The sequence below is a fragment of the Rhodanobacter sp. A1T4 genome, from assembly GCF_014207185.1.
Lineage (GTDB): Bacteria > Pseudomonadota > Gammaproteobacteria > Xanthomonadales > Rhodanobacteraceae > Rhodanobacter.
Genome location: NZ_JACHCP010000027.1, coordinates 1 through 1,864 on the forward strand (window position 1 = coordinate 1; position 1,864 = coordinate 1,864).

The window sequence follows — 1,864 nt, forward strand, 5'->3', positions numbered from 1 at the left end:
CAAGAACGGCCTGCAGGGTTGCTTCGAATACAGCACGGACCTGTTCGACGCGAGCACGATTGCGCGCCTGGCCGACCATCTCACGCACTTGCTCGAGGTGATCGTGACCGATCCGACCGGCCCGGTCGGCGAGCTGCCGATGCTGGGCGAGGCCGAGCGTCATCAGCTGATTCACACGTTCAACGATACCGCGACGGTCTATCCGGCGATTCAACCGGACACGCAGACGCTGCATCAGTTGTTCGAAGTGCAGGTTGCCCGGACGCCGGACCGCGTGGCGGTGGTCTTCGAGGGCGTGTCGCTGAGCTACGCGCAACTCAATGCGCAAGCCAACCGGTTAGCGCGTCATCTGCGCCGGCTGGGCGTCGGGCCGGATGCGTTGGTCGGTCTGTGCATGGAACGTTCGGCGGCGATGATCGTGGGGTTGTACGGCATTCTCAAGGCCGGCGGTGCCTACGTGCCGCTGGACCCGGCTTATCCGGCGGAGCGCCTGGCGACCATCGTGGAAGACGCGAAGCTCGCTGTGGTACTGACTCAACAGCATGTGAGCGGGCAGGTGCCGGATGTGCCCGGCGTGCGGGTATTCGCACTGGATAGCGAAGCATCGGTGCTGGAGCAGTACGCAACGACGGATCTCGCACACCACACGCAGCCGACGAACCTAGCCTATGTGATCTACACCTCCGGCTCGACCGGCAAGCCGAAGGGCGTGGGGATCGAACACCAGGGCATCGTCAACCGATTGCAGTGGATGCAAGAGGCCTATCCGCTGACGGCGAGCGACCGGGTCTTGCAGAAGACGCCCTTCAGCTTCGACGTCTCGGTGTGGGAATTCTTCTGGCCCCTGCTCGAAGGCGCGACCCTGGTGGTGGCCAAGCCTGGTGGCCATCAGGACGTGACGTACCTGGCCGAACTGATCGATACGCAAGGCATCACGACGCTACATTTCGTGCCGCCGATGCTGGAGGTGTTCCTCAACGAATCGCCAGCCGGTTGCGGCGGCTCGCTACGGCAGGTGATGTGCAGCGGTCAGGCACTGCCACTGGAACTGCAGCAGCGCTTCTTCGCGCAGTGGGATCACGTGGCGCTGCATAACTTGTACGGCCCGACCGAGGCCTCGGTGGACGTCACGTATTGGGAATGCCGCAAAGACAGCCCGCTGAGCTGCGTGCCGATTGGGCGGCCGATTGCGAATATCCAGATCCATATTCTGGACGATGCGCTCAACCCGGTGCCGGTGGGTGTGGTCGGTCATTTGTATATCGCCGGCATCGGCTTGGCCCGCGGCTATATCAACCGCTCCGAGTTGACGGCGCAGACCTTCATCCCCAATCCGTTCAGTGCTGTACCCGGTGCGCGGATGTATCTGTCAGGCGATCTGGCGCGGTATCTGCCGGATGGCACGATCGAATATCTGGGCCGTAGCGATCATCAGGTGAAGATCCGCGGCTTGCGCATCGAGCTGGGCGAAATCGAATCGACGCTGACGTCGCAGGATGCGGTGCGCGACGTGGTGGTGTTGGCGCGGGAGGACAGTGCGGGCGACCAGCGGCTGGTGGCGTATGTGGTGGCGCATGAAGGGCAGGAGGTGCCGGAGGCGGCGCAGCTGCGCACGATCCTGTTGCAGACGCTGCCGGAGTACATGGTACCGAGCTACTTTGTGATGCTCGATCAGCTGCCGCTGACGTCGAACGGCAAGGTCGATCGCAAGGCGCTGCCGGCACCGGACCTCACTCCAAGCGACGTGGTCTATGTGGCGCCGCGTACGCCGACCGAAGAAATCATGGCTGGCCTTTGGGCGGAGCTGCTGAAGCTGGACAAGGTCGGTATCCACGATGACTTCTTCGCGTTGGGCGGCCATTCC

1 protein-coding gene is annotated in these 1,864 nt (G+C 63.2%); it reads left to right on the forward strand.

Annotated features, from left to right (window positions below; translation table 11 throughout):
• Positions 1-1,864 (forward strand): amino acid adenylation domain-containing protein (locus HDE80_RS21980; RefSeq protein WP_184674456.1); only part of this gene is annotated, 1,864 nt, incomplete at both ends.